This window comes from Streptomyces tricolor (assembly GCF_002155905.1).
Lineage (GTDB): Bacteria > Actinomycetota > Actinomycetes > Streptomycetales > Streptomycetaceae > Streptomyces > Streptomyces tricolor.
The window spans coordinates 1-7757 of record NZ_MUMF01000423.1 but is presented as its reverse complement, the minus strand read 5'-3'; the positions used below and the strand labels follow the sequence as shown (position 1 = coordinate 7757).

Sequence of the window (7757 nt, the reverse complement as noted above, 5' to 3'; positions counted from 1 at the left end):
TCCCTCGGCGCCAACGTCGCCACCGCCGGCCTCCTCGACCTCGGTAACGTCCCGGCCTGGCTGCGCATCCTCGTCGCGGGTTGGCCCGCCATCGCCTTCCTCGGCGGGACGCTCCTCGCCCACTCCGCACCCGAGCCAGACCCCGACGCGGAAGTCATCGAGGACCAGGTGGCCGAGCCCGAAACCGTCCCCGAAGAACCCTCCATCGAGACACCGCCGCGCCCGACACCCGTCCCGGTCCCGTCCGCCCTGGTCGACCACGCCCGCAAGGTCGCCGCCGAGCACCACGCCCGTACCGGCGCCCCCATCGACACCCCGACCCTCCGCGCCCGCCTCGGCGTCCCCGAACCGATGGCCGAAGCCATCGCCGCCCACCTCTGAGAGGAGACCACGTGTCCGCCAACCGCAGCTTCCGCAACGTCACCCGCATCGGCCCCGTCCAGGTCGGCACCTCCTACGACAACCGGGGCCGTGAGAAGCACACCGCCGCCTGCACCGCCCCGCGCTGCGGCTTCTCCGCCGACTACGACAGCCGCGCCGCCGCCGAGCTGGCCGCCCGCACCCACCGCTGCCCCGTCCGCTGAAAGGACCCGGACCACCGTGACCGTCAGCCTGCCACTCGTCCTCATCCTCGGGTTCTTCGTCTGGGGAGCGATCAAGTTCCTCGGCGTCCGCCCCTGGATCGTCGTCCTCATCGCGCTGTTCGGTTTCTGGCTCTCGCACACGTTTCTCGCCCCCGCCATCGAGTCCGGTACGCGGTCCGGCGTCGGCGTCGTAAACGGCTCACATGACTAGACGAGTAGATAAGGAAGGCCAAGCCGTGTTCCTGCCCAAGTACCCGGAGAACCCGACCCCGCCGTCCGCCCACACCCAAGCGCCCACCGATCCGGCGCCCGCCCGACGCGGCCACGCGTCCCTTCCCGTGGATCAGAAGACGGTCGTGGCCCTGCTCGTCGGCGGAGTCGTCCTCACCGCGCTCCTGGCCGCCGTCGCCGTCACGGCCATCTCCGTGGCAGTCGCCACCGTCGTCCTGCGCTCCCTGCTTCGCGAGCAGCACCGGCGCTGACCCGTCCGACCGCACCCGGGACGGCCGCGACACGGCCAAGCATCCGGCCGCCCCGGGCCCATCACCCCTGACCGATCCAGTCAGAAGGAGACCGCCATCTTCACCCGCACCACCCCGCCCCCGCTCCCGGAACTCGCGAGGCTGGCCGAAAACGGCAACCTGCCGGGCATCCTGCGGCAGCTCTCCGGGCTCGGCGGCTGCACCCACCCGATCCGCCTCGACGGCCACCGCACCGAGTACGACATCGACACCACCACCGGCGAGATCGGCCGCGTCCTCCACCACCTCGACTCGACCACCCTCCCGGCCGGCCAACTCCTCGTCCGCTGCAACAACCGCCGCACCACCCGCTGCCCGGCCTGCGCCGAGGTCTACCGCCGCGACACTTTCCACCTGATCACCGCCGGACTGCGCGGCGGCAAAGGCACCCCGGAACACGTCGCCGCGCACCCCCGCGTCTTCGCCACCTTCACCGCCCCCGGCTTCGGCCCGGTCCACAACCGCCGCAGCGACGGCCGCTCCTGCCGCTGCGGCACCCACCACGACCAGGACGACACCACACTCGGCATCCCACTCGACCCGGGCACCTACGACTACGAGGCGGCCGTGCTCTGGAACGCCCACGCCGGACAGCTCTGGCGCCGCTTCTCCATCCACCTCCGCCGGGAGGTCGCCAAGCGCGCGGGCCTGTCACAACGCCGGTTCCGCGACCACGCCCGCGTCTCCTTCGCCAAGGTCGCCGAGTACCAGAAGCGTGGAGCCGTCCACTTCCACGCGGTCATCCGCCTCGACGGCCCCGGCGGCGCCGACACCCCGCCCCCGCCCTGGGCCACCGCCGAACTCCTCACCGACGCCATCCAGGCGGCAGCGACCAAGGCACGCGTCGACGGCCCGGTCATCGACGGCCGCGCCGAATGGCGCCGCGCCCAGACAACAACCGCCGAACGCCCGGCAGACACGACGTACGTCCTCGCCCACTGGGTCTTCGCCGGCACCGGCCTGTCCGACACCGAAGCCTGGCTTGCCGCATCCCTCGAACCCGCCCCCGGAACGGAAGGAGAGCCCACCGCATGACCACGGTGACCATCACCCGTAAGTGGCACACCACGGCCGAAGTCGCCGAGATGCTCGGCTTCGGTCTCTCCAAGACCAAGGCACTCATCCTCAGCGGTGAGATCCGGTCCGTGAAGATCGGCCGCAACCGCCGGATCCTCCCGGCCTGGGTGGACGAGTACGTGGCCCGCTGCGCCTCCGAGACCGAGGAGTGGGCGGCATGAGCGGAAAGCGCGCGAACGGCGAGGGCTCCATCTACCCGTACAAGAACGGCTTCGCGGCCTACGTCTGGGTCACGACCCCGGAGGGTGACCGCAAGCGGAAGTACGTGTACGGCAAGACACGCGAGGAGACCCACGAGAAGTGGATCAAGCTCCACAGCGAAGCCAGCAAGGGCCCGGTGCAGACCCGGCACCGCACGGTGCAAGCGTTCCTCGCCTACTGGCTTGAGTCGATCGTGAAGCCCAACCTGGCCCCGCTGTCGTACGTGTCGTACGAGGGTTCCGTACGGCTCTACATCAACCCGCACCTTGGCGGGAAGCGGCTCGACAAGCTGACCGTCCGGGACGTCCGGGAGTGGCTGACCAAGCTGGCCGGCATCTGCCAGTGCTGCGCCCAGGGCAAGGACGCCAAGCGGGCCAAGGCACGGCAGCGGTGTTGCGCCGTCGGGGAGTGCTGCGAGGCGTTCCCGTCCCGGCGCGTCATCCAGGCCGCACGTGACGCACTCCGTGCTGCCCTGACCCATGCCGTGGCCGAAGAGGAGATCGGCAAGAACGTCGCCTCGCTGGTGAAGGTCCCCAAACCGCGCCGCCGCCGGATCAAGCCCTGGTCGGTCGCCGAGGCGGGCCGGTTCCTCGCCGACTGTGCCGCGCGGGACGATCACCTCTTCGCCGCCTGGATGCTCGTGCTCTGTCTCGGCCTGCGCCGGGGTGAGGTCCTGGGGCTCACCTGGAAGTCGGTGGACTTCGACGCGGGTGAGATCTACGTGGATCACCAGATCCAGCGGGCCGGGCGGCAGATCCTCCACCGGGAAACCAAGACCGAGGAGTCGGACGACTTCCTTCCCCTCCCGGCGCTGTGCCTCAAGGCCCTCCGTATGCGGCGGGCTCAGCAGATCGGGGACCGGAAGGCGGCCGGGGAGCTGTGGCAGGGCACGCACGATCTGGTCTTCACCACGAAGTACGGCACCCCGATCGAGCCGGGGAACCTCACCCGGATGTTCGCGCTGCGGGCTCGCCGCGCCGGCGTCCGCGTCATCCCGCTCCGGAACACCCGCCACACGTGCAGCTCGCTCCTCGTCGCGCTGAAGGTGCACCCGAAGGTCGCCCAGCGGATCCTGCGGCACTCCCAGATCGCCATGACGATGGAGGTCTACGCCGAAGCCAGCGAGGAAGAGGTGCGGGACGCGCTCGGCAAGCTGTCCGATGCAATGGGCGGCGCCGGCTGACACGGTTGCTGTACTTCGCTGCTGTACGCCCCTGAAACCCAAGAGGCCCCGGATTTCTCCGGGGCCTCTCACCTGTGTGCACTCGGCAGGATTCGAACCTGCAACCTTCTGATCCGTAGTCAGATGCTCTATCCGTTAAGCTACGAGTGCTTGTTCTTTTGTTTTGCCCCCGCTCCCGGCCCTTTCGGCCCGCTCGCGGCGACAGGAAGAACATTACATGACTGCCGCCGTCATGTGAAATCCGATCCGCACACCCCTTGTGACCTGCGAAAACGTCGAGGGACGGGGGGAAGGCGCCGGGAAGGCGACGGGAGCCGGGGAACGCCGAAGCCCCGGTCCTGGGGACCGGGGCTTCGGGATTGGGCGGAGGCGGAGGGATTTGAACCCTCGATGGGCTTTAAGGCCCAAACCGCATTAGCAGTGCGGCGCCATAGACCGGACTAGGCGACGCCTCCAGCACAACCGCTCACGCGAGCGCGCGAATGGTGCGTGCAGATGATGACACAGTTGAGTGCTGCGTCACCAATCGCCCCCCACGGTACTAGGCAGTCGGGCCGCAGGGCAAAGGGCTTCGCCCGGCGGGGCGGGAGGGGCTGGAGGGGTGAGAGAGAGGCCGGGGCGCAACGTCTCGCGGGGAGCGGCGTTGGACCGGGCATGGTCTCTGTGCTTCCGGGCGCCGGGCGGCGCCTTCTGCTCGCGTCCCTCTGCGCCGTCGCGCCCCTCGTCCCGCTGACCGCCGTACCCGCCGCCGCGGCCGGTGCCCTGCCGCCGCCCGTGCGGCCCGAGGACCGGGGTGATCACCTCACCGTCGTGGTCCGGCACGCCGGGGCGGGGCGGGACGGGACGTACGAGGTGTCCTGCCACCCCAGCGGCGGCCGGCATCCCGATGCCGCCGGGGCCTGCCGGGCGCTGGAGGCGAACACGCGGTGGGGCCGGGATCCCTTCGCGCCGACGGCTCCCGGCACCACCTGCACCATGCTCTACGGCGGCCCGGCCACCGCCCGGGTCACCGGGACCTGGGCCGGACGCCCGGTCGACGCCTCGTACGACCGCGGCAACGGGTGCGAGATCGGGCGGTGGGACCGGATGGTGCCCCTGCTGCCGAAGATGGGCGCCTCGGCCGGCAGCTTCTAGCGGGCCGCTCGGGCACGTGGCGGACGCATTGGTTCCGTAAAGGTCCGGGGGAGGTCTCGGGGAGTCGGCGCATGCGGTCATGCGTTCGCCGTCACTTCGTCGTGGGACCTCCCCCTCATCCGGCGTCGCGAGCGCAACCCGTGCCCTTAGACTCCCTCGCGTGACACGTCGCGGGCCGGTTGGCAAGATGGCCCGAGCGGTCGGCAAGGTGCGGTAACAGGGAGGAAGGCGACTCGTGAGCAGCAGGCCATCCCGAGGCGCTGCTCGCCTCGCAGCCATACTCGACGCGCTGCCGGACGCGTTGGTCCTGGTCAACGCCAACGGAACCGTCGTCAACGCCAACACCATCGCGCTGGAGGCCTTCGAGGCGCCCGGCACGGCTCTGGTGGGGCGCGGGCTGCTCGATCTGCTGCCGCAGTTCGACTCCCGGCTCATCCCCGGCTCGATGCGACGGCCCGACCACATGGATCCCACGGGGCGGACCAAGCCGACCCGGATGGTCGCCCGGCGGACCGACGGGAGCGAGTTCCCCGTCGAGGTCACCAGCGCGAACCTGGAGAACGGGCAGCAGGCGTACGACGGTTACGGCTACACCGGCGACGAGCTGCTCATGATCGTGGTCCGGGACCTGTCCGGGACCGTCGACACCGAGGCGGAGCTGGCCCGCTCGCAGCGGCAGACCGAGATGATCCTGCGGGCGGCCGCGGAAGGTGTCGTGGGCACCGACACCGACGGGCGGATCGTGCTCGTCAATCCGGCCGCCGCCCAGATACTGGGGTACCGGGCCGGTGAGCTGGGCGGCAAGGAGCTGCACACGCTGGTGCTGCACTCCCGCGCCGACGGCTCGCCCTTCCCGTACGAGGAGTCGCCGCTCGCCGACACCCTGCGCTCGGGGCGCAAGCACCGGGTGCGCGGGCAGGTGCTGTGGTCCAAGGGCGACAAGAAGGTGCCGGTCGATCTGACCACCGCGCCGGTGCGGGACGGGGACCAGCTCGTCGGCGCCGTGATGACCTTCACCGACCGGCGGCCGTTCGACGCCCTGGTGGAGGAGAAGGCCGCGCTGGAGAAGGCGCACGCCGAGGAGCTGGAACGGCTCTCCGAGGAGCACGCCTCCGACCTGACCGCGCTGCGCCAGCAGCATGTCACCGAGGTCGAGGAGCTGCGCGAGAAGCACGCGGAGGAGCTGGCGGCCGGCGAGGAGCGGTACGCCGCGCTCGCCGAGCGGGAGAAGGACCGGTACGAGGCCCTCGCCGGGCGGCACGAGCAGCTCCTCACGCTGCTCGGACAGTCGCTGCGCGGGCCGCTGGACGAGCTGCGGCGCGAGCTGTCCGCACTCGCCGCCGACGACGCCGGCCAGCTGTGGCCCGAGGCCAATCAGGTGCTGCACCACCTGTCCGCCGGCTACTCGCGGATCACCACCCTCATCGACAACGTGCTCGGGTACCAGCGGCTGGACGCGGGCAGCGAGGACATCACCCGTACGAAGGTGATGCTGGACGCCGTCGTCGCCGCCGGGGTGGACGGGGCCGTCGAGCTGATCGGGCCGGGACGCGTGCAGTTCGCCGTCCACGCGCCGCCCATCGAGGCCGAGGTCGACCCGCAGCGGCTCGCCACCGCGCTCGCGCACCTGGTGGCGGACGTCGCCGGGGTCGACGCGACCGGCAACACGCCCGTCTCGGCGGGCGGTTACCTGGACAGCACCGTCGTCGTGGCCGCCGCGCAGCGCGGCGAGGTCGCGCGCATCGAGGTGCGCGGGCCGTACGCCGGCGGGGACCCGGTGCACGAGCCGATCGTGCGCGGGATCGTGCGCGCCCACGGCGGTGTGCTGCAGACGCACGAGGTGCCGGGCATGAGCGGCAGCGCCTACGTCCTGGAGGTGCCGCTCGGCGGCGGGGCGGGCGCGGTCGCCGCGGCGGACACCGAGGCCCCGGTCGCGGCACCGGTTCCGGACGGCGGCGAGAGCGCCGCGGAGGACTCCGGCGCGGCCGAGCAGACGGTCGGCGGCGGCCGGCGGCGGGGCCGGCGGGCCTCCACGGACGCCTTCCTGGAGAGTGACGTGGCCGGCCCGGGTGACGCCGGCGAGGCGGAGGCGCCCGCGCCGACCGGACGGCGCCGGCGGCGGGCCGCCGCGCCCGCCGAGGAGGCCGCCGCGGTACCCGCCGAGGGCGCGGAGACCGCGTCCGGCGGGACCGGGCGACGCCGTGGACGGCCCGCCGAGACCGGCAACGCCGACAGCGCCGGTGCTGGCGAGGCCCAGGGTGTGGCCGAGGGGGCCGTGGTGACCGCGGCCGAGCAGGGGGCGGGGGCCGCCGCCTCGGGCACGGGGCTCGGTGGCACCGTGCCGCCGCAGGGCGTGCCCGTGCCCACGGGCCGGCGTGCCCGCCGCGGCTCCGACGCCCCGCAGGCCGCCCTGCCGCCGGCCCTTCCGGCGGCCGGCGGCCACCAGCCGATGCCGGGCGCGCAGGCCCTGCCGGGCGCGCCCGTGGCTCCGGGCGCGCAGGCCGTACCGGCCGAGGGTGGGCCGGTGGTTCCGGCGCAGGGCGGCGAGGCGGCAACCGAGGGCGCGCAGCCGGGCGGGCGGCGCCGTCGGGCGCTGGCCGCGGCGGCCGAGCGGGCCGCGGCGCAGGAGGCGAGCGGCACGCGGACGGTCTTCGCCCTGCCGCCGGCCGAGGCCGACCGGTCCCCGCAGGCCCCGGACGCCGCGAACGGCACCGCCCCCGCCGTGGGTGCGGCCGTGCCGGTGGCGCCGGGTGCGAGTGCGCCGGTGGCGCCGGGCGCCGGTGTTCCGGTGGCGCCGGGCGCCCCGGCCGTGCCCGGCGCGGGTCCCGCCGCTCCCGGCGCGGCTGCCGGTGCCGACGGCCGGCCCCAGGGCGGCGGACCGCTGCCCGGTGCCCTGCCGTTGCCCGGTCAGGTGCAGGTGCCCGCGCAGATGCCGCTCTCGGTCGAGGGCGTCCCGGGTGACGACGGCCGGCACGACGCCGTACCGCTCGACCAGGCCGACGACCACACCCCGCCGCAACCGCATCCGACCAGTGCCCCGACCGGCCGCCGGCGCCG

8 protein-coding genes, 2 tRNA genes and 1 pseudogene are annotated in these 7757 nt (G+C 73.1%); 9 read left to right on the top strand and 2 right to left on the bottom strand.

From position 1 onward, the window contains the following. From CCN44_RS28095 to CCN44_RS28060, 7 genes and pseudogenes are all read left to right on the top strand, one after another. A pseudogene (locus tag CCN44_RS28095) lies at positions 1-381 on the top strand (DUF2637 domain-containing protein); the annotation flags it as partial. Between the two features lie 11 nt (positions 382-392). Beyond that, positions 393-584 (top strand): mobile element transfer protein, encoded by a 192-nt coding sequence (locus tag CCN44_RS28090; protein WP_014673670.1) that lies wholly within the window; start codon positions 393-395, stop codon positions 582-584. Between the two features lie 16 nt (positions 585-600). After that, complete coding sequence (locus tag CCN44_RS28085; protein WP_086700605.1) at positions 601-795, top strand: hypothetical protein; 195 nt, start codon at positions 601-603, stop codon at positions 793-795. A 25-nt stretch (positions 796-820) separates the two neighbouring features. Further along, complete coding sequence (locus tag CCN44_RS28080) at positions 821-1066, top strand: SpdD protein (protein WP_086700602.1); 246 nt, start codon at positions 821-823, stop codon at positions 1064-1066. Between the two features lie 141 nt (positions 1067-1207). Beyond that, positions 1208-2140 carry a replication initiator gene (locus CCN44_RS28070; RefSeq protein ID WP_237481135.1) on the top strand — a complete coding sequence of 311 codons (933 nt, stop codon included), beginning with the start codon at positions 1208-1210 and terminating at the stop codon, positions 2138-2140. Then, positions 2137-2343, top strand: coding sequence for a helix-turn-helix domain-containing protein (locus CCN44_RS28065; RefSeq protein WP_086700592.1), 207 nt, complete (start codon positions 2137-2139; stop codon positions 2341-2343). Before CCN44_RS28070 ends, CCN44_RS28065 begins: the two co-directional genes overlap by 4 nt. After that, entirely contained in the window at positions 2340-3566 is a 1227-nt protein-coding gene (locus CCN44_RS28060) for a site-specific integrase (RefSeq protein WP_086700589.1), read from the top strand. The genes CCN44_RS28065 and CCN44_RS28060 overlap by 4 nt, the downstream gene beginning before the upstream one ends. 77 nt (positions 3567-3643) lie before the next feature. Here CCN44_RS28060 and CCN44_RS28055 read toward each other — a convergent pair. After that, positions 3644-3716: transfer RNA gene (locus CCN44_RS28055), tRNA-Arg, on the bottom strand. A gap of 214 nt (positions 3717-3930) precedes the next feature. After that, positions 3931-4021, bottom strand: a tRNA-Ser gene (locus CCN44_RS28050). A gap of 199 nt (positions 4022-4220) precedes the next feature. On the opposite strand from CCN44_RS28050, the gene CCN44_RS28045 reads away from it, so the two are divergent. Together CCN44_RS28045 and CCN44_RS28040 are read left to right on the top strand one after the other, a co-directional pair. Next, positions 4221-4700: an SSI family serine proteinase inhibitor gene (locus CCN44_RS28045; RefSeq protein ID WP_086700586.1), complete on the top strand. Its 480-nt coding sequence runs from the start codon at positions 4221-4223 to the stop codon at positions 4698-4700. A gap of 235 nt (positions 4701-4935) precedes the next feature. Then, positions 4936-7757, top strand: a 2822-nt coding sequence (locus tag CCN44_RS28040) for a PAS domain-containing protein (RefSeq protein WP_143649996.1), incomplete at its 3' end; no start/stop codon positions are given.